Genomic DNA, 18,749 nt, shown 5'->3' with positions numbered 1-18,749 from the left:
CGTGCGTCTGCCCGGCCCGCCGAGGGGCTGGGCCGGGCAGACGTCAGGCGCAGTCAGTCGGAGCTGTCCGGTGCTGTCGGGTGCTGTCCGGTGCCGTCCGGCGTCGGTCGGGGGTCGGTCGGGTGGAGCCGGTGCCGGAGGCAGGAAGGAACGTCCGCGGGTGAGCACGTCCACGGTGGCCTGGGTCAAGGGTCACGGCACGGAGAACGACTTCCTGCTCGTCCCCGACCCCGATGGCATCCTGCATCCCGACCTGGACGCCGCGGCGGTCCGGCAGTTGTGTGACCGGCGGCGCGGGGTCGGCGCCGATGGTGTCCTGCGGGTGGTGCGCACCGGCGCGATCGAGGACGGCCGGGCCTTCGCGGGCACGGCCGAGTGGTTCATGGACTTCCGTAACGCCGACGGCTCCGTGGGCGAGATGTGCGGCAACGGCGTCCGGGTCTTCGCGCACTTCCTGCGCACCAGCGGACTGGTCGACGGCGCCGGTGAGGTGCCGGTGGCGACCAGGGCGGGTCTGCGGCCGGTGCGGTTCGAGGCCGACGGACAGCTCACGGTCGGGATGGGCGTGCCCGGCTTTCCCGAGTCCACCGGCCTGGTGATGTCGGCCGGCGGGCGTACGTGGGACGCGGTGGCGGTCGACATGGGCAACCCGCACGCGGTGGCGATGGTCGACGACCTCGCCGACCCGGGTGCCCTGCTGGACCCACCGGTGTGGACGCCGGCCGAGGTGTTCCCCAAGGGGGTGAACGCGGAGTTCGCCGTACGCCGGGGCGAGCGGCACCTGGCGATGCGCGTGCACGAACGCGGCGTCGGCGAGACCCGGTCCTGCGGCACCGGTGCGTGCGCGGTGGCCGCGAGCGTGGCCCGGGCCGACGGCGTGACCACCCCCGCTTCCTACCGCGTGGACGTTCCCGGCGGTACGCTCACCATCGCCCTGCTCCCGGACGGCTCGGTGGAGATGACCGGACCGGCCGTCCTCACCGCCTGCGGTGAGATGGACCTGGTCCTGGGCTGAGCGGAGCCGCCGGGCCGGTCGGCCCCGACTGCCGGGGCCGACTGCTGATCGTGTGTGCCGGTCCCGAGTGCTGCCCCTGATTGCCGGTCCCGAGTGCTGCCCCTCGAGTGTCGGCACCAGGGTCGGCCTGGGTCACTCCCTGAGTATCCGGCGGGGCCTTCTCCTCCCGAAGACGGAGTCCACCCCAGACCTGTGACGCAGGAGATTGTCGGCGGTCCGGGATACGGTCGAGAGCATGGACACCAGCAGCCCCCCAGACGGCGAAGACGTGCTGCGTGCGCAGCGGCGTCGGGCCGTCCTGCGGCAGGTGCGGGTCCGCCGGGCGTCAGCCTTCGCCCGGAGGTCCGCGATCGCCCGGACGGCCGTCCTCCTCCGCTCGGCCAGCTACCACGAACGCTGAGGAAGAGGCCCTGCCGGGCTTCTTTCCCGGCGTTCGTCAGTGCTCGGCTCCGGCGTTCGACCGGCGGCAGCGTTCGTCAGCGTTCGGCCGTCACGGACGTTGCACGGTGCCGTCCGGCAGCCGGGTACGCGTCCAGGCGTCCCTGACCAGCGGCTCCACCGGCGGGAACCGCGCCGCGAGTTCCTCGTCCAGGTCGACGCCCAGTCCGGGTGTGTCGCTCGGCCACAGGTGGCCGTCCCGCACCTGCGGGCACCCGGGGAACACCTCCGCCGCGGTCTCGCTGAAGACGTGCTGCTCCTGGATGCCGAAGTTCGGCGCGGCGAGGTCGAGGGCGAGGTTGGCGGCATGGCCCACGGGGGAGACGTCGCCCGGGCCGTGCCAGGCGGTCCGGATCCCGAACAGCTCCGCGGCGTTGGCGAGTCGCCAGGCCGGCGTCAGTCCGCCGATCGCGGAGATGTGACAGCGTACGAAGTCGACCAGCCGGTCCCGTACCAACGGCACATACTCCGCCGGGTTGGTGAACAACTCGCCGATCGCCAGCGGCGTGGCGGCCTGCGCCCGCACCGTCGGCAGCCAGCCGAGGTCCTCCGGCGCCAGCAGGTCCTCCAGGAAGAACAACCCGAACGGCTCCAGCGCCTTGGCCAGCCGGACAGCCTGCGTGGGGTTCAGCCGTTCGTGCACGTCGTGCAGCAGGTGGACGCTCTCGCCCAGCTTGTCTCGCAGGTGGGCGAACAGCTCCGGTACGACCCGCAGGTAGGAGTCCGGATCCCAGGCGTCGGGCACCAGGGCCGCCCGGGCCGACCCCGTGCCCGAGCCCACCGGCCCGCGGTCGGGAGCGCCGGGTGCCGCGGACACGCCGTACGTGAGCGCGCCCGGCACCGCGACCTGGCAGCGGACGTACCTGTAGCCCTTCTCCGCGAACGCGCGTACGCCGTCCTCGACCTCCGCCGCGTCCCGGCCCGATGCGTGCCCGTAGACCGGGACCGCGCTGCGGCACCGACCGCCCAGCAGCTGCCACACGGGCAGCCCGGCCTGCTTGCCCTTCAGGTCCCACAGCGCCATGTCGACACCGGACAGCGCGTTGTTGAGCACCGGGCCCGACCGCCAGTACGAGCTCAGGAACAGCGAGCTCGCGATGTCGGTGACGTCGGCGGGGTCCCGACCGACCAGCTGGGGGGCGAGGTAGGAGTCGACCGCCTCCGCGACCGCGCGGGCACGCTGGGTGAACGTCGCGCAGCCCAGGCCGTAGAGCCCCGGGTCGGAGGTTTCGATCTTCACCACGACGAGGGTGATGTTCTCCGGCGCGGTGAGGATGGTCCTCACCCTGGTGATCCGCGTCCCTCCGCTTCCGGGGGCCTGCCAGGGCGGGGCGGCGAGGGGTTCGGGGCTGTGCTCGGGGGAGGTCACCAGGCTTCCTTCCGGTCCGGACTTTCGTCTGGGCGTTCGTCTTTGTGGCTGCTCGGCGCCGGGTTCTGCGGGAGTTCCGCGGTTTCGGCTGACTCCCGGTTGGGCCGGCTTGCTCCCGGCTTGTTCCGGCCTGCTCGGGACTCTAGGGAGCGCGGCGCCACTGCTGCCACCCGGACGGCCCGGGTCGGCCCGGTTGGGCTGGTTTCGGTCAGCCGAGCCGGGCCACCGGGCCGGTCGAGCGGCTGGGCCGGTCCGGCGACCGGTCGTGCGGCACGATTCGCGGGCCGGAATCGACGCAGCCGGGACATATCCGGATGCACGACGGGCTAGGAGGTGCCACGATTGGGGAAGCTACGGCCGACCCGTGGCGTTGACTGGAGTTGTATGACACTACGACGCGAAGAACACACCGACGCCGACCGTCTGCCCGTGACGGCACAGACGGTTCCGGCGGACGACGCTGACCTGCGCCTCACGGTGGTCGACCGGGAGTTTCCGGTGGACGACCCCGCGACAGGCGAGCTGGACCTGGAAGACCGCCAGGCCCTCCGGCGGGTGGCCGGATTCTCCACCCAGCTCACCGACATCACCGAGGTCGAGTACCGCCGGCTCCAGCTGGAGCGCGTGGTGCTCGTCGGGGTGTGGACCGGTGGAAGCATCGCCGATGCGGAAAACTCCCTCCGCGAGCTCAAGCTGCTGTCCGAGACGGCCGGCGCGGAGGTGCTGGAAGGGCTGATCCAGCGCCGCAGCCGACCCGACCAGGCGACCTACATCGGGCGCGGAAAGGTCGAGGAGCTGCGCGACGAGGTGATCGCCACCGGCGCCGACACCGTGATCTGCGACGGTGAGCTGAGCCCCGCCCAGCTGCGCAACCTGGAGGAGCGGGTCAAGGTCAAGGTCATCGACCGCACCGCGCTGATCCTCGACATCTTCGCCCAGCACGCCAAGAGCCGCGAGGGCAAGGCGCAGGTCGAGCTGGCCCAGCTTTCCTACTTCCTTCCCCGCCTGCGTGGCTGGGGTGGCAACCTTTCCCGTCAGGCCGGCGGTCGTGCCGGCGGCGGCACCGGCGGCGTCGGTGTACGCGGACCCGGTGAGACGAAGATCGAGCTCGACCGGCGCCGCATCCGCACCCGGATGGCCAAGCTCCGGCGCGACATCGAGGCCATGAAGACCGGCCGCAGCACCAAGCGGCAGCGGCGCCGCCGCAACGCCGTGCCCTCCGTCGCGATCGCCGGGTACACGAACGCCGGCAAGTCCTCGCTGCTCAACCGGCTCACCGGCGCCGGGGTGCTGGTCGAGGACGCGCTGTTCGCCACGCTGGACCCGACGACCCGGCGGGCCACCACCTCCGACGGGCGGCTGTTCACCCTGACCGACACGGTCGGCTTCGTCCGGCATCTGCCGCACCAGCTGGTGGAGGCGTTCCGGTCGACGCTGGAGGAGGTCGCAGAGGCCGACCTCGTGGTGCACGTCGTGGACGGCTCGCACGCCGACCCTACGGGCCAGATCAGTGCCGTACGCGAGGTGCTGGCCGAGGCCGGGGCGGGCGACCTGCCGGAGATCGTGGCGATCAACAAGGCCGACCTCGCCGACCCGATCGAGCTGGCCCGGTTGCAGACCCTGGTGCCTCGTTCCGTCGTGGTCTCCGCGCGTACCGGCGCGGGCATACCCGAACTCCTGGAGATGATCGGTGCCGAGCTACCCCATCCCGAGGTCGAGGTGAGTGCGCTCGTCCCGTACGCCCGCGGGGACCTGGTGGCGAAGGTGCACGAACACGGCGAGGTGATCGAGGTCGAGCACACCGCCGACGGCACTCGGTTGCGCGCCCGGGTCGATCCGGGGCTGGCGGCGACCCTGAACGGCTTCGCCACCGCCTGAGTTCGCCGACGTACAACGCCCCGTACGGCAGAGACGCTCTCGCGTCGACGGGTGTCCTCGGACGGTTACCGGCCGGGGACGCCCGATCGGCGCGTCAGTATCGGTAGCCCGGGACGGTCGGCTGACGGCGTCGGCCGTCGCTGAGCAGACCCGCGGTGAGCACGCCGCCGATGGCGCCGAACAGATGCCCCTGCCAGGAGATGCCGGCCTGGGGCAACAGTCCGCCCAGCAACGCACCGCCCCACACCAGGATGACCACCAGGCCGATCAGCAACTGCCCGAGACTGCGGCTGAAGATGCCGCGGGCGATGAGGTAGGACGCGTAGCCGAACACCACACCGCTCGCGCCGATCGTCACCGATCCAGGTGGCGACGTCAGCCAGGTGCCGAGGCCGCTGACCAGCGCGATCAGTCCGGTGACCAGCAGGAGCCGGGCCGCGCCGGCCACCGCGATGATCGCGCCCAGCATCAGCAGCGGGATGGTGTTGGAGATCAGGTGGCCGAAGCCCGCGTGCAGGAACGGCGCGAACGCGATGCCGAGCAGCCCCTCGGTCTCGCGCGCCTGGATGCCGTAGGTGTCCAGGTGATGGCCGAGCAGCATGTCGGCGATCTCGCTCACCCACATCAGCCCGATCAGGCCGATGAGCGCCTTCAGACCCATGACGCCGGGGTCGGGTGCCCTACCGGATCCGCGTCGCTCGGACCACCGGGACGTCTCGAAGGCCATATCCCCAACCATGCCTGATCGGTGCAAGGGCGCGGGTGGACGCCCTCGATTCTCAGCAGCTTCTCATTCCGGCACCACGCCAGGCTGCCGGTCGGCTCGCCATACCTGGGTGCGAACGCAGGCTGGTGGCATCCGCTGTTCTCTGCGGGGGAGCTTGCACTCGGTCCCGGGCTTCCTTGACGCATCCCGCGTACGGCAGTATCCGTAAGGCCCTGCGGTCATCACGCGGGTTAGTCCGAACGTACGGGGGCAGTCGAATGATCGTCGTAGGCGTCCTGGCCCTTGTCGCCGGAGCCGTGTGCGCGTACTTCGCGCAAACCGCGCGCGCCAGGCAGCATGCCATGATCACCACCGAGACCCTGAGCGCACAGGAGCTTGGTGCCCTCCAGCAGGCTGCCGTACAGGCCGCCGGCCCGGGCGCCTTCCGCTACCGGGTCGAGGTGACCGGTCGGCTGTGCGCCGGTGGGTCCGGACCGCTGACCTCCGAGCTCGCGAAGGTCGACTGCGTGTGGCACCGGCATGTGGTGACGCGGAAGTACTGGGAGACCCGGCGCGACAGCAAGGGGAGCACCCGGCGGGTCAGCCGAACCGAGATCATGTCCCAGCACACCTCCGGTCAGCCCTTCCTCGTGCAGGACCCGAGCGGTGTGGTCACCGTGTACCCGGGCGGCGTCCTGGTCGACGGGGCACAGAAGGTGCTCGACCGGTTCGAGCGGGACACCCGCGGGGGAGCGACCACCCTGCAGCTCGGAAAGTTCCGCATGAGCATCCCGAGCGACGATTCGGGTACCGACGGATACCAGTACGAGGAGTGGGTCCTGCGTCCGGGCCGGCGGGTCTACGTTCTCGGTGAGGCGAGCGACGCAACCGGCGAGCTCGCCGTCACCGAGCCCCAGATCGTCAGCACGCGAACCGAGGCCGAGTTGCTCGCGAGGTCACGCTCTCGGCAACGGACGTTCACGATCGCGGCCTTGGTCGCGGCGGCAGTCGGCCTCGCCTCGGCCGTGGTCGGCGTGTTCCAGATGTTCGGCTGAGGGGCTCTGTCCTGCACGGTTGGCACGCTCGGTCACCAGCCGCCGGGCAGCCGGCAGGGCACGCCAGCCGACTGCCCAGGGCATCGGATACCCCTCAGGACTCCGTGCGTCCGCCGAGATGCTCGGCCAGGAAGCGCTCGGCCGCGGCGTAGTAGATCTCGCGGTTCTCGGGCCTGGCGAGCCCGTGCCCCTCGTCCGGGAACAGGAGGTACTCGTGGGGCACGCCCTTCGCCTTCAGCGCCTCCACGATCTGCTCGGCCTCTGCCTGCTTCACCCGCGGATCGTTCGCACCCTGGGCAACCAGCACCGGGATGGCGATGTCGTCGACGCGGGACAGCGGCGAGCGTTCCCAGAGCATGTCCTTCTCGGTCTCCGGGTCACCCACCTTGGCGTACATCATCGCCACCAGCGGCTTCCAGTACGGCGGGATCGAGCTGAGCAGGGTGAGCAGGTTGGACGGCCCGCACAGGTCGACCGCGCAGCGGAACGCCTCCGGGGTGAACGCCGCGCCGGCGAGCGCCGCGTAGCCGCCGTAGGAGCCGCCCATGATGCCCACTCGCTCCCGGTCGACCAGGCCCTGGCCGACGAGGTGCTCGACGGCGTCCAGCAGGTCGGTGTGCATCGACCGGCCCCACTGTTTGTTGCCGGCGTTGCCGAACGCCTTGCCGTAGCCGGTGGAGCCGCGGTAGTTGATCTCCACGCTGACGTAGCCGCGGTTGGCCAGCCACTGCGCCTCGGCGTTGTAGCCCCAGCTGTCGCGGGCCCACGGCCCGCCGTGGACGTTGAGCACCGCCGGCAGGTCGCGGCGTTCGGTCTCGGGCGGGAACGTCAGGTAGCCGTGGATCTCCAGCCCGTCCCGGGCGGTGAACGCGAACGGCTCCATCGGAGCCAGCGGATAGCCCGCGAGGTCCGGCTTGTGGGAGAACAGGAACTTCAGGCTCTTCGTCGGCCGGTCGTACAAGTAGTAGCGCACCGGGCCGTCGGAGGGCACCACCGAGACCAGCCAGGTGCGTTCGCTGCGTTCGGAGCGGGTGATCCCGAGCTCACCGTCGATCCCCAGCGCGGAACGTACCTCCTCCACCGCCCGGCCGAAGTCCTCGTCGACGTACTCCCAGACCTCGCGGTCCTTGTCGAAGATCACCGCCTGCGGCGCCCTGGTCTGCGGGTCGAACTCCACCCCGCCGACGTCGTAGGCGTCGTCCCCGGCGAGCACCCTCTGTGAGCTGCCGTCCGCGCCCGCCTGTCCGTCGCCCTGTCCGTCGACTAGTTCGGCTTCCCGCTCGGCTTCGGCCAGGTCGACCTCGACCAGCCGGGCGGCGTTGAACCCTACCGACGAGACGAGGTAGAGGGTGCGGCCGTCGCGGGAGAAGCCCAGCGGGCTGGTCGTGTTGGTGTCCTCGGCCGACACCTCCAGCCAGGGGTGGAAGTCGCCGGCCTTGTCGGCGAGGTAGTAGACCGCGCCGCCGTCCTCGGTGATCGAGGCCGCGCCACGCACCTCCAGATCGGTGTCGGCCAGCCAGCCCACGAAGCCGGGGTTCTCGATCCGCTTGTGCAGCTCGTCGGTCTCCAGGTCGAGCTCGTAGACGTCGTGCAACTCGGGCCGGTCCTTGTTGATGCCGAGCAGCATCGTCGTCGGGTGCCAGCGGTTGTGGCCGAGAACTCGGACCTGAACGTTGTCGTACGGCGTGACACACCGCTCGCGGCCGTCGGTGAGGTCGAGCAGGTGCAGGCGCCAGTTTTCGTCGCCGTCGGCGTCCTGGAGGTAGAACAGGGTCCGGTCGTCGTGGCAGAAGCCGAAGACCCGGATGCCCTGGCCGCGGTCGTGGGTGAGCGGCGTCGCCTCGTGCGGGCGGTCGACCGGGCCGACCCAGACGTTCAGCACGCCCTCCTCGGGAGCGAGGAAGCCGAGCAGCGTGCCGTCGGGGGAGACCGTGGGGCTCGCGTAGGTCGGGTTCCCGAACAGGACCGCGCGGGGGATGAGCGGAACGGCGTCGTAGGTCATGCAGCGATCCCACCACATCCCGGGGACATCCGGCAGGGCGGTACGTGCCAGACCGTGCCCGCGCACGCCCGGCGCCACCCCGGCCGTGTGGTGCCGTCGGTTCTGCCCGGACCTCCGCCGGTATAGCCTCGCGGGATGGCCGACGCAGCGCGGGGTTCCGCCGACCAGCAACGTCCCGACCACCGCGTGCGAGAGTTGCTCCACGATGCGGTCGACGCCCTCGCCGGCATGGAGCGCCCCGGCCAGTTGGTGATGGCCGATGCGGTCGCCCGGGCGATTGCCACCGGCGAGCACCTGGTGGTCCAGGCGGGCACCGGCACCGGGAAGTCCCTGGCGTACCTCGTGCCGGCGTTCTTGAACCCGGGTGGCCGCAAACGTCCGGTCGTGGTGGCGACCGCGACCCTCGCGCTGCAGGCCCAGCTGGTCGGTCGCGATCTTCCGCAGCTCGCGGAGGCGATCGAGAAGCGGCTCGAACGCCGTCCGTCATACGCCATTCTCAAGGGACGCCACAACTACGCCTGCCTGCACCGTGTGCGCGACGGCGTCCCTGATGAGCAGGGCGCGCTGCTGGAACGCGTGCCGAGCGGTCCGCTCGGCCGGCAGGTGCTGGAGCTTCGGTCGTGGGCGACGATGCAGGCACAGACCGGTGGTGAGGGTGACCGTGACGCCGCACCCACCCACCAGGACCGGGCCTGGGCGCAGGTCGCGGTGTCCTCTCGGGAGTGCCTGGGTGCGCAGCGCTGCCCGTACGGCGGGGAGTGCTTCGCCGAACGCGCCCGCGAACGCGCGCTCGCGGCCGACGTGATCGTCACCAACCACGCGCTCCTCGCGATCGACGCGCTGGAGAACATCTCGGTGCTGCCGGACTACGACGTGGTGATCATCGACGAGGCGCACGAACTCGCCGCCCGCGTGACCGGGACCGCCTCGGCCGAGCTGTCCCCGGGCATGATCGAACGTGCCGCACGGAGAGCACAGCCGTTCTGTGAGGGCGGCGAGGCCGATCCGCTGGAGGACGCGGGGGAGGCGCTGCGCTCGGCGCTGGCGTCCGCCCCGCTGGGCAGGGTGGAGACGCCCAGCTCCGAGCTCGCCGCCGCGGTCGCGCTGGTCCGCGACTCCGCGCGCTCGGCCTGGTCGGCCTTTCCCAGCGAGAAGAAGGACTCCGACGCCGAGTCGGGTCGCCGGCAGGCGCGTTCCTACGTCGAGCAGATCCGTGACGTCGCCGAACGCGTCAGCGAACTGTCGCCGTACGACGTGGTGTGGGTGGCCGAACGCGAGCGCGGCGGTCCGGAGCTTCGGGTGGCGCCGCTGTCGGTCGCGGGGCTGCTGCGGGAGAAGTTGCTCGCCGAACGGACCTGCATTCTCACCTCGGCGACGCTGAAGCTGGGCGGGGACTTCGATGCCGCCGCCCGGTCGGTGGGCCTGCGCCCGGTCGACCGGATCCCGGACGGGGACGGCCAGGCGGGTGGTGGGACCGACGGTGCCGCCGGCGAGGCGAGCGGGTCCGGCCGGAAAGCCCGTGCCGGGAGTGAGATGGACGGCGACTCGACCGGAGAACAGGACGGTGACTCGGCGAGTGAGGGCGGCAAGGACGTCGTGGAGCCGCTGCCGTGGCGCGCCCTGGACGTCGGCTCGCCGTTCGACTACGGCCGGCAGGCGATCCTCTATGTCGCCCGCAGGTTGGCTCCGCCCGGCCGGGGCGGGATCTCTCCGCGGGTCCTGGACGAGGTGAGCGAGCTGGTCGAGGCGGCCGGCGGAGCGACGTTGGGGTTGTTCTCCTCCCGCCGGGCGGCGGAGGAGGCGGCCGCGGCGGTGCGGGACCGGCTGGGAGTCGAGGTGCTCTGCCAGGGCGAGGGGCAGCTGAGCGAGCTGCACCGGAGGTTCGCCGCCGAGCCGGACACGTCGTTGTTCGGAACGCTGTCGCTGTGGCAGGGCCTCGACGTGCCGGGTGACGCCTGTCAGCTCGTGATCATCGACAGGATTCCGTTCCCGCGCCCGGACGATCCGCTGACCTCGGCGCGTCAGCGCGCGGTCGACGAGGCGGGAGGGAACGGCTTCATGTCCGTGGCAGCCACGCACGCCGCGCTTCTGCTCGCGCAGGGGGTGGGCCGCCTGATCCGCAGGTCGAGCGACCGCGGAGTGGTGGCGGTGCTCGACCCGCGCCTGGTCACGGCGCGGTACGGCACCTATCTGCGGGCGTCGCTGCCGCCGATGTGGTTCACCGGCGACCGCGACGTCGCGCTCGGAGCGCTGCGCCGGCTCCGGTCAGCTCGCGAGCAGTAAAACCGTGGCCGGGCGGGCTGTCGGCTCGGGCGACGGTCGTCGGGTCGGTCGTCGGGTCGGTCGTGGGCTCGGTCAGGGCCGATGGACGCACACCGCGACGGGTGTCTGCTGCCGGCCCTGGCCGAACGGGTTGTCGCGGAAGAGCTCGGCGAAGAACTCGGTCGGCTGGCTGGTGTCGTGACCGAGGACGTCCCGGCCAAGGTCGTTGGAGTCGATCACCACGGTGCCGCCCAGCGTGCGCGCCGGCCCCGGCGGGAGCACCTTACGGACTGCCGCGGTGATCTCGGCAGCCATTTTGTCGGGCGCCTTCGGCGGCAGCTTCGCCGAGACGTTGGACGGGAACGCGGAGTAGGGCGTAGGCCCGTCGATCGCGTTGACCCGGTGGCCGGCCACCCGGTAGAACCAGCCACGCCGGCCCACCGCCTTGCCCACGACGCTGGCCCCGGCTGCGACCAGGATGCGCGGAAGCCCGGCCTCCTTGATCGCCAGCTGCATCGTCCACGGGCTGCCGAGTCCGATGCCGTGTGGGGTGCGCTGCACCCACTTCGACAGCACCCTGGCCGCGGGGGTGGGGTTGATCTCCCAGGTGAAGTAGGACCGTCCCTGCGAGATCGCCACGATCTTCTCGCTCACCACGACGTACCACGGCTCGGCGAACGCACCTTCGAACCTGGAGTCGTCCTCGGCGAGCCGGACCGTCTTGACCACGTAGTCGCTGAGCTTGTCCGCCACCTGGTCACCCCGGCCGAACAGGTCGGTCTGGATCGGGACGCGTGCCCATCGCGCCCCGTCCACCTCGATGATGAGACTCTTCCCGGCGTTGGGGTCCAGTGGCTCCTTCGGCGGGGGTCCCGGACGCCCGGACTCCGCGGCACCCACGTTGAGAGGTGCATGGTTGGATCCGGGCATGGTGCCGGTCTCCGCCGCTGGGTCGGACATGTCGCTCCCGGTGATAGCTCCTGTGACGAGCGTCGCCTCCTGCTCAGACGCGACGTAGGACGGCGACGACCTTACCGAGGATGACCGCGTCGTCTCCAGGGATGGGCTCGTAAGCCGGGTTGTGCGGCACCAGCCACACCTTGCCGTCACGGGGGCGATACGTCTTCACGGTCGCCTCGCCGTCGATCATCGCCGAGACGATCTCGCCCGACTCCGCCTCCGGCTGCTGGCGTACGACCACCCAGTCACCGTCGCAGATGGCCGCCTCCACCATCGAGTCACCTCGGACGCGGAGCAGGAAGAGCTCGCCCTCGCCGACGAGTTGCCGCGGCAGCGGCATGATCTCCTCGACCGACTGCTCGGCCAGGATCGGGCCACCGGCGGCGATCCGCCCCACCACGGGCACGAACGCCGGCGCAGGGCGGTCCTCGCCGCTGTCGGTCTCGTCGTAGGCCGGCACGCCCGACAGGGACGGCCGCCTTGTGGACGGTGAGGGTGCGAGCACCTCGAGCGCGCGGGGCCGGTTGGGGTCACGGCGGATGAACCCCTTGGTCTCCAGGACTCTGAGCTGGTGGGCGACCGACGAGGACGAGGTGAGGCCCACGAGGTCGCCGATCTCACGCATCGCGGGGGGATATCCGCGCGTCTCCACCGAGTCGCGGATCACCTCGAGGATGCGACGCTGGCGTGGAGTGAGTCCGGTCGCGTCGGGTGGGCCGTCGGGCAACTCCCGGACGGTCGCCGTCGAGGACTCGGTCGCCGTGTTTTTCCGCTTGGGCATAGCGGTTGTCTCCTTCCACAGATTTCGGGCCGCGACTCTGCCGACCCTCGGAAGTGAGCCTAGAGCCTGGTCATAGCACTTTCAAACATCTGTTCGACGCGTGTCGCGATTGTTTTACCGGAACTCGAAAGACCAGGAAAGGAGCCTTTCGGGCAGCTCCGTCGAACGTGTTTTCGAGGGAACTCTGGTGCTTGTCGGTGGGCTGGTGTAGAAATCCATCAGTGGGAACGTCGAACAGTCGTTCGAGCGCCGGCGTGGAAGTGGTGACGCGGATGCGTGCAGCGGAAGCGGCCGGCGGCGATGTGACGGGCGGCGAAGGCGTGACGGAAGTGAATCGGTGTTCGTGGGAGGTCGGACGATGAGCAACAGCGCGTCGGTGGTCTATCTCGAGGACTTCGTGTCCCGTCGGGCCGGCGGTGCTCCGGGCCGCGGCCGCAGGCACCTCAGCCCGGTCGCGCCGCCCGTACGCCCAGGTGACGTCCAGGCCGGTGACGTCCAGGCCGGTGACGTCCAGGCCGGTGACGTCCGCCCCTTCCTGCGGATGCGCCCGTGGCAGGTGCCGGAGGGTGCCACCCGGACTGCTGTGCCAGGCGTGACCCGGGCGGACCTGCGCGAGGAGGCGGGCGGGCGGCTGCGGCCCACCCCCACCCCGCAACCGCCTGCCGTTCGTCGACGTCCGCCGCGTCCGCGCGGCGTGCGGTCGTGCGTGCTCCCGGCCGGCGGGCGCGGCGCCGGTTCCAGTCTTCGTCTCACGAGGCGGGGGCGGCTGGTCCTGACCACGATGACGGCGCTGGCAGCGCTCGCGCTCGCCGGTGTCCTCGGGCTCCTGGCCCAGGCCGTGCTCGATGCCGCGCCCGCCGCTGGTGCGGCCGGCCCGACGGCCACGACCACGATCACGGTGGAGCCGGGGGAGACGATGTGGGGAATCGCCACCCAGCTCACCCCGAACACCGACCCGCGGGCGACCATCGACGAGATCGCCCGGCTCAACGACCTCTCCCGCGCCGGTGACCTCCGGGTCGGCCAGCGGCTGATCGTCCCTGTCCAGGCCCGCTGACCTGCCGCCCGCCAGCCCGCCTGCCCGAGCGGGGCGCGAGCCTGCGTGTGCCCGTGCGCCGTGCGTTCCCGTGCGCCCTCCGGCGGTCGGCCATGACCCGTGTTCGCCCCCATCTCCGGGCCGACACGCCGAGCCGAAATGTTGCTTTCGACCCGCCTCGCGGGCCTGACCTGCGGGGACGCCGAGACGTGTCCGCAGCGACACGCGGGGCGCCTTGCGTGCCTCGAACGACCGACGTAGCGTACCCCTAGATGTGGTAGTTACAGACCTGTAAGTCATCCACAGGTTGTGATTCGCCAGGCACAGGTTCTCCCCAGGTCATCCACAGGTTCGTCCCCAGGGAGGCGGTGTCGGCGAGTGGTCGGACGGAGATTGGCCGGGCGTCGTGCCCGCCGGCGGCGAGGGGAGTCACGAGGCGATGCACTGCCCGTTCTGCCGGCATCCAGACAGTCGCGTGGTCGACAGCCGCACCGCCGATGACGGAGCCGCCATCCGTCGTCGGCGCCAGTGCCTGGACTGCGAGCGCCGGTTCACCACGGTCGAGCAGGTAACGCTCGCGGTGGTCAAGCGCAGTGGCGTCACCGAGCCGTTCAGCCGCGAGAAGGTCATCACCGGGGTCCGCAAGGCGTGCAAGGGCCGCCCGGTCACCGAGGACTCCCTCGCGCAGTTGGCACAGCGGGTGGAGGAGACGATCCGGTCCACCGGTTCGGCGGAGATCCCCTCCCACGAGGTGGGTCTCGCCATTCTCGGCCCGCTTCGGGAGCTCGACGAGGTGGCCTACATGCGCTTCGCCAGCGTCTATCGCAGCTTCGACTCCCTGGCCGACTTCGAGTCCGAGATCGCGGTGCTGCGTGCCGAACACGACGAGACGGTGCCCGAGCCACGGCCGGGCCGGCAACCCAGCCGGTCCTAGACAACAGGCCAGACAACCGGACAGGACAAGAGTCCGGACACAAGAGGCCCCAGACGCAGCCGGCCCGGACACACCCGGCCGCGAGGCCGCCCACGACGACGGAAAGAACACAGGAAGTCCACGACCCCGGGGGGACGAGGGGAAGCGTCCCGCCCGGACCACGACGCTGATCCGCGCAGACGATCAGCAGGACAAGGAGAGCCAGCATGACGGAGACGGTCAGCGGTCCCAGCACGCGCGGGGGCACGAAGGGGCGCTCGGCGAAGGGACTGAAGGTCAGCCGGATCTTCACCACCCCGGGCACCCACCCGTACGACGAGGTGACCTGGGAGCGCCGGGACGTCGTTCAGCAGAATTGGAAGACCGGCGAGACCGTCTTCGAACAGCGCGGCGTGGAGTACCCCGACTTCTGGTCGGTCAACGCGTCCACCATCGTCACCACGAAGTACTTCCGCGGCGCCGTCGGCACCCCGGAGCGCGAGTGGACCCTGAAGCAGCTCATCGACCGGGTGGTGAAGACCTACCGCGCGGCCGGTGAGGAGCACGGTTACTTCGCCAGCCCTGCAGACGCCGAGGTGTTCGAGCACGAGCTGGTCTGGATGCTGCTGCACCAGTACTTCAGCTTCAACAGCCCGGTGTGGTTCAACGTCGGTACGCCGTCGCCGCAGCAGGTCTCGGCGTGCTTCATCCTCGCCGTCGACGACTCGATGGACTCCATCCTGAACTGGTACAAGGAGGAGGGGCTGATCTTCAAGGGCGGCTCCGGTGCGGGGGTCAACCTCTCCCGCATCCGTGCCAGCCGGGAGCTGCTGTCCTCCGGCGGCACCGCCTCCGGCCCGGTGTCGTTCATGCGTGGTGCCGACGCCTCCGCCGGCACGATCAAGTCCGGCGGTGCCACCCGCCGGGCGGCGAAGATGGTCATCCTCGACGTGGACCACCCCGACGTCGAGGAGTTCATCGAGACCAAGGCGCGCGAGGAGGACAAGATCCGCGCGTTGCGCGACGCGGGGTTCGACATGGACCTCGGCGGTGCCGACATCCACTCCGTGCAGTACCAGAACGCCAACAACTCCGTGCGGGTCTCCGACGAGTTCATGCGTGCGGTGGAGGGCGGCACGTCGTTCGGCCTTCGTGCGCGGCAGACCGGCGAGGTGCTCGAGGACGTCGACGCCAAGAAGCTCTTCCGCCGGATCGCCGAGGCCGCCTGGAGCTGCGCCGACCCCGGCCTGCAGTACGACGACACGATCAACGACTGGCACACCTGCCCCGAGACCGGGCGGATCACCGCGTCCAACCCGTGCTCGGAGTACATGCACCTGGACAACTCCTCGTGCAACCTCGCCTCGCTCAACCTGCTGAAGTTCCTGCGTGACGACGGCCGGTTCGACGTGGAGAACTTCGCCAAGGCCGTCGAGCTTGTCATCACCGCGATGGACATCTCGATCTGCTTCGCCGACTTCCCAACCGAGGCGATCGGGCAGACGACCCGCGACTACCGCCAGCTCGGCATCGGCTACGCCAACCTCGGCGCGCTGCTGATGGCCACCGGCCACGGCTACGACTCCGACGGCGGCCGGGCGATGGCGGCCGCGATCTCCTCGCTGATGACGGGCACCGCCTACAAGCGGTCGGCTGAGCTGGCCGGCATCGTCGGCCCGTACGCCGGTTACGCCCGCAACTCCGTGCCGCACCAGCGGGTGATCCGCAAGCACGCCGCCGCCAACGACGCCGTGCGCTCGGTCGGCGAGCTCGACCGCTCGGTTCTGTCTGCTGCCGGGGAGGCCTGGCAGCGCGCGCTGGAGGTCGGCACCAAGCACGGTTACCGCAACGCCCAGGCGTCGGTCATCGCGCCCACCGGCACCATCGGGCTGGCGATGGACTGCGACACCACCGGTATCGAGCCCGACCTCGCGCTGGTCAAGTTCAAGAAGCTGGTCGGCGGCGGGTCGATGCAGATCGTCAACAACACCGTCCCCCGCGCGCTGGCGAGCCTCGGCTACCAGCAGGAGCAGGTCGAGGCGATCGTCGAGTACATCGCCGAGCACGGGCACGTCGTCGACGCGCCCGGTCTGAAGCCCGAGCACTACGAGGTGTTCGACTGCGCGATGGGTGCCCGGGCGATCCGCCCGATGGGCCACGTGAAGATGATGGCCGCGGTGCAGCCGTTCGTGTCCGGGGCGATCTCCAAGACGGTCAACATGCCGGAGACGGCGAGCGTCGAGGAGGTCGAGGAGATCTACTTCCAGGGCTGGAAGCTGGGTCTGAAGGCACTCGCCATCTACCGCGACAACTGCAAGGTCGGCCAGCCGCTGTCCGACGCCCGGGCCAAGAAGGCCGAGGTGAAGGAGGAGGAGACCGCTCCCCAGGTCGTCGTGGAGTACCGCCCCACCCGCAAGCGGCTGCCGAAGTCGCGGCCGTCGCGCACCACGTCGTTCACGGTGGGCGGTGCCGAGGGGTACATGACCGCCGGCTCCTACCCCGACGACGGGCTGGGTGAGGTGTTCCTGAAGCTCGGCAAGCAGGGGTCGACCCTGGCCGGGGTGATGGATGCGTTCTCGATCGCCATCTCGATCGCGCTGCAGTACGGCGTTCCACTGGAGACGTTCGTCCAGAAGTTCACCAACCTGCGCTTCGAGCCCGCCGGGATGACCGACGACCCCGACGTCCGGATGGCGCAGTCGATGATGGACTACATCTTCCGGCGGCTGGCCCTGGACTACCTGCCGTTCGAGAAGCGGTCGGCGCTCGGGATCTACTCCGCCGACGAGCGCCAGCGTCAGCTCGAGACCGGTTCGTACGAGTCGGCCGAGGTGCCGACCGACACCGGTGACGCGTCCTCGCTCCGCCAGGCGGGGGAGGTCGAGGAGGCCGCCGCGGCTGCGCCGGCCGCCAAGCCGGCACCGGTCGAGGCGCACACCTCGACCGAGCTGCTGGAGGCGATCCAGGGCACGACCGCCGACGCGCCGTTGTGCTTCACCTGCGGCACGAAGATGCGCCCGGCCGGAAGCTGCTTCGTCTGCGAGGGGTGCGGCAGCACCAGCGGCTGCAGCTGAACCCGCGCACGAGCCACCGGTGGCAACCCGCTGTCCCCGAAACTCCGGTTTCGGGGACAGCTGGTTGCGGGTACTTCTCGGCCGTGGTCAGGTGGGACGGCGGGCACGTCGTACCGACCGAGGAGGCCGTCCATGGGAACCCACCAGGCCAGCACCACCGTCTACGCCGACCCCGATGTGGTCTTCGACTACCTCTCCGACGTCTTACGCGCGCAGGAGAAGTGACGAGCTCAGACGTACGAGTTCGGGCATGCGAACTCGGCGACGACAGGCGACAGGTACCGCGACCCCGCAGGTACGGCGACACGAGGAGGAGGCGGCGACGATGCGCGTCGTACTGGCTGGTGCCCACGGCAAGGTCGGGATCCGCCTCGGGACCCTGCTGGCGCGGCGCCGGGACGAGGTGGTGGGGATCATCCGCAACCCCGCTCACGCCGCCGACCTGGAGGCCGTCGGCGTTCAGCCGGCCGTGCTCGACCTCGAGCATGCCGACGTCGACGAGGTGTCCGACCTCCTGGCCGACTCCGACGCCGCGGTGTTCAGCGCGGGCGCAGGGCCAGGCAGCGGGGTAGCCCGCAAGGACACCGTCGACCGGGGCGCGGCAGTCCTGCTGGCCGCCGCGGCCGAGCAGGCCAGGACGCGGCGGTTCCTCCAGGTGTCGTCGATGGGTGTGGAGTCTGTCCGTGGCGGGGCCACTCCCGAAGGCGTGGACGAGGTGTTCGTCGCCTATCTCCGGGCCAAGCTCGCCGCCGAAGAGGATCTGCGCCAACGTGATCTGGACTGGACGATTCTGCGTCCCGGGCGCCTCACCGACGACCCGGGTACCGGCCGGGTCCGGCTCGCGCCGCGGGTCGACCGCGGGTCGGTCAGTCGCGACGACGTGGCTGCCGTTCTCGCCGCCCTGCTGGACACCCCGGCGACCGCCGGCATGGTGCTCGAACTCGTCGGCGGTGAGGAGCCGATCGAGGACGCGGTGGCGCGGGTGGCCCGAGAGGGCTGACACACGCCGGCTCACCCAGACCCGTGCAGACGAAAGTCGCCGACGGCGGGCGGCGGCCTGCAACCTTCCGGATCGCCGGGAAGTCAGCGCCCGGAGTTAACCCCGGTGAACGCCATGTGAAAAGTTCCGGCCCGCCACGCCTGAGCCACGCGGTAGTGATGTGAGTCACTTCGACGACGTGGAATGCTCCAGGGTATCGATGTAGCTGAGGCACGATGTGGGCAGCGTCGCCCGGCCGATCCGCCTCGTCTTCCCTCTCC

Annotated in this window: 14 protein-coding genes; 9 read left to right on the top strand and 5 right to left on the bottom strand. The window is 70.6% G+C overall.

Translation table 11 applies throughout. From position 1 onward, the window contains the following. Positions 1-160 precede the first annotated feature (160 nt). Positions 161-1,015: a diaminopimelate epimerase gene (gene dapF / locus BLU27_RS24930; RefSeq protein WP_092656052.1), complete on the top strand. Its 855-nt coding sequence runs from the start codon at positions 161-163 to the stop codon at positions 1,013-1,015. Between the two features lie 235 nt (positions 1,016-1,250). After that, positions 1,251-1,415 carry a hypothetical protein gene (locus BLU27_RS29335; protein WP_157728794.1) on the top strand — a complete coding sequence of 55 codons (165 nt, stop codon included), beginning with the start codon at positions 1,251-1,253 and terminating at the stop codon, positions 1,413-1,415. A gap of 90 nt (positions 1,416-1,505) precedes the next feature. Here BLU27_RS29335 and BLU27_RS24925 read toward each other — a convergent pair whose 3' ends face one another. Continuing rightward, entirely contained in the window at positions 1,506-2,822 is a 1,317-nt protein-coding gene (locus tag BLU27_RS24925; RefSeq protein ID WP_092656051.1) for an enolase C-terminal domain-like protein, read from the bottom strand. A gap of 429 nt (positions 2,823-3,251) precedes the next feature. Between BLU27_RS24925 and hflX the strand changes: the two genes are divergently transcribed. Continuing rightward, entirely contained in the window at positions 3,252-4,700 is a 1,449-nt protein-coding gene (gene hflX, locus BLU27_RS24920) for a GTPase HflX (protein WP_479683689.1), read from the top strand. A gap of 94 nt (positions 4,701-4,794) precedes the next feature. On the opposite strand, the gene BLU27_RS24915 is transcribed toward hflX, so the two are convergent. Next, a complete protein-coding gene (locus BLU27_RS24915; protein WP_241827620.1) occupies positions 4,795-5,361 on the bottom strand; it encodes a rhomboid family intramembrane serine protease in 567 nt (188 codons plus the stop codon). A gap of 407 nt (positions 5,362-5,768) precedes the next feature. On the opposite strand from BLU27_RS24915, the gene BLU27_RS24910 reads away from it, so the two are divergent. Beyond that, positions 5,769-6,461, top strand: coding sequence for a GIDE domain-containing protein (locus BLU27_RS24910; RefSeq protein ID WP_157728793.1), 693 nt, complete (start codon positions 5,769-5,771; stop codon positions 6,459-6,461). 94 nt (positions 6,462-6,555) lie between these two features. Here the strand turns inward: BLU27_RS24910 and BLU27_RS24905 are convergent, their stop codons facing one another. Beyond that, positions 6,556-8,463 carry a S9 family peptidase gene (locus BLU27_RS24905; protein ID WP_092656047.1) on the bottom strand — a complete coding sequence of 636 codons (1,908 nt, stop codon included), beginning with the start codon at positions 8,461-8,463 and terminating at the stop codon, positions 6,556-6,558. Positions 8,464-8,598: 135 nt separating this feature from the next. On the opposite strand from BLU27_RS24905, the gene BLU27_RS24900 reads away from it, so the two are divergent. Beyond that, entirely contained in the window at positions 8,599-10,746 is a 2,148-nt protein-coding gene (locus BLU27_RS24900) for an ATP-dependent DNA helicase (RefSeq protein WP_092656046.1), read from the top strand. A 72-nt stretch (positions 10,747-10,818) separates the two neighbouring features. Here BLU27_RS24900 and BLU27_RS24895 read toward each other — a convergent pair whose 3' ends face one another. Continuing rightward, positions 10,819-11,685 (bottom strand): hypothetical protein, encoded by an 867-nt coding sequence (locus BLU27_RS24895; protein ID WP_092656045.1) that lies wholly within the window; start codon positions 11,683-11,685, stop codon positions 10,819-10,821. 43 nt (positions 11,686-11,728) lie between these two features. Further along, positions 11,729-12,466: a transcriptional repressor LexA gene (gene lexA, locus BLU27_RS24890; RefSeq protein ID WP_092656044.1), complete on the bottom strand. Its 738-nt coding sequence runs from the start codon at positions 12,464-12,466 to the stop codon at positions 11,729-11,731. 358 nt (positions 12,467-12,824) lie between these two features. Between lexA and BLU27_RS24885 the strand changes: the two genes are divergently transcribed. From BLU27_RS24885 to BLU27_RS24870, 4 genes are all read left to right on the top strand, one after another. Next, entirely contained in the window at positions 12,825-13,523 is a 699-nt protein-coding gene (locus tag BLU27_RS24885; RefSeq protein ID WP_092656043.1) for a LysM peptidoglycan-binding domain-containing protein, read from the top strand. 418 nt (positions 13,524-13,941) lie between these two features. After that, positions 13,942-14,436 carry a transcriptional regulator NrdR gene (gene nrdR / locus BLU27_RS24880; RefSeq protein ID WP_092658231.1) on the top strand — a complete coding sequence of 165 codons (495 nt, stop codon included), beginning with the start codon at positions 13,942-13,944 and terminating at the stop codon, positions 14,434-14,436. 206 nt (positions 14,437-14,642) lie between these two features. Continuing rightward, positions 14,643-17,489 (top strand): vitamin B12-dependent ribonucleotide reductase, encoded by a 2,847-nt coding sequence (locus BLU27_RS24875; protein WP_092656042.1) that lies wholly within the window; start codon positions 14,643-14,645, stop codon positions 17,487-17,489. Between the two features lie 325 nt (positions 17,490-17,814). After that, positions 17,815-18,489 (top strand): SDR family oxidoreductase, encoded by a 675-nt coding sequence (locus BLU27_RS24870; protein ID WP_092656041.1) that lies wholly within the window; start codon positions 17,815-17,817, stop codon positions 18,487-18,489. Positions 18,490-18,749 lie beyond the last annotated feature (260 nt).

It is taken from the genome of Actinopolymorpha singaporensis (genome assembly GCF_900104745.1).
Lineage (GTDB): Bacteria > Actinomycetota > Actinomycetes > Propionibacteriales > Actinopolymorphaceae > Actinopolymorpha > Actinopolymorpha singaporensis.
This window is presented reverse-complemented; position numbering and strand designations above follow the sequence as displayed.

What these genes read in the sequence shown, in the direction of transcription:
- nrdR (WP_092658231.1), top strand. Translation starts at nt 13,942, where the DNA reads ATGCACTGCCCGTTCTGCCGGCATCCAGACAGTCGCGTGGTCGACAGC.
- BLU27_RS29335 (WP_157728794.1), top strand. Translation starts at nt 1,251, where the DNA reads ATGGACACCAGCAGCCCCCCAGACGGCGAAGACGTGCTGCGTGCGCAG.
- BLU27_RS24910 (WP_157728793.1), top strand. Translation starts at nt 5,769, where the DNA reads ATGATCACCACCGAGACCCTGAGCGCACAGGAGCTTGGTGCCCTCCAG.
- BLU27_RS24870 (WP_092656041.1), top strand. Translation starts at nt 17,815, where the DNA reads ATGCGCGTCGTACTGGCTGGTGCCCACGGCAAGGTCGGGATCCGCCTC.
- BLU27_RS24915 (WP_241827620.1), bottom strand. Translation starts at nt 5,361, where the DNA reads ATGGGTCTGAAGGCGCTCATCGGCCTGATCGGGCTGATGTGGGTGAGC.
- BLU27_RS24900 (WP_092656046.1), top strand. Translation starts at nt 8,599, where the DNA reads ATGGCCGACGCAGCGCGGGGTTCCGCCGACCAGCAACGTCCCGACCAC.
- lexA (WP_092656044.1), bottom strand. Translation starts at nt 12,466, where the DNA reads ATGCCCAAGCGGAAAAACACGGCGACCGAGTCCTCGACGGCGACCGTC.
- BLU27_RS24885 (WP_092656043.1), top strand. Translation starts at nt 12,825, where the DNA reads ATGAGCAACAGCGCGTCGGTGGTCTATCTCGAGGACTTCGTGTCCCGT.
- BLU27_RS24895 (WP_092656045.1), bottom strand. Translation starts at nt 11,685, where the DNA reads ATGTCCGACCCAGCGGCGGAGACCGGCACCATGCCCGGATCCAACCAT.
- BLU27_RS24875 (WP_092656042.1), top strand. Translation starts at nt 14,643, where the DNA reads ATGACGGAGACGGTCAGCGGTCCCAGCACGCGCGGGGGCACGAAGGGG.
- BLU27_RS24905 (WP_092656047.1), bottom strand. Translation starts at nt 8,463, where the DNA reads ATGACCTACGACGCCGTTCCGCTCATCCCCCGCGCGGTCCTGTTCGGG.